Here is a 331-nt window from a genome sequence, read left to right on the forward strand (position 1 = left end):
AAATCCGTCTGAGAACGCAATTTCAGAGATGGACATATTTCCTGCATCAATCATCCGATTTGCGCGTTGCACGCTTGCGGTCGCCGCGACTTTGCTAGGACTCGCACCCGCATGTTTATCAAACAGCCGCGTAATGTGTCGGTCTCCGTTGCCGAACATTTCAGGGATATCCATGTCGGTGTTTGCATCCAAAAAACCCATCTTCGATCATTCGTAATGCACGTCCCACTGTGGTCGCTGTCCCAAGCCACGCGGGACTGCCGGGTGCAGTTGCTGGGCGGCCGCGCAGGCCAGGGCGGACCCCGGCGCGCGCCGCCGCCGCTGCGGGCGG

The 331-nt window shown here is 59.5% G+C and carries 1 pseudogene; it reads right to left on the reverse strand.

Features of this window, described 5'->3' with window-relative positions:
• A pseudogene (locus ACFWW2_RS16990) lies at window positions 1-201 on the reverse strand (hypothetical protein); the annotation flags it as partial.
• Window positions 202-331: the final 130 nt, after the last annotated feature.

This window comes from Yoonia sp. R2-816 (assembly GCF_046762905.1).
Classification (GTDB): domain Bacteria; phylum Pseudomonadota; class Alphaproteobacteria; order Rhodobacterales; family Rhodobacteraceae; genus Yoonia.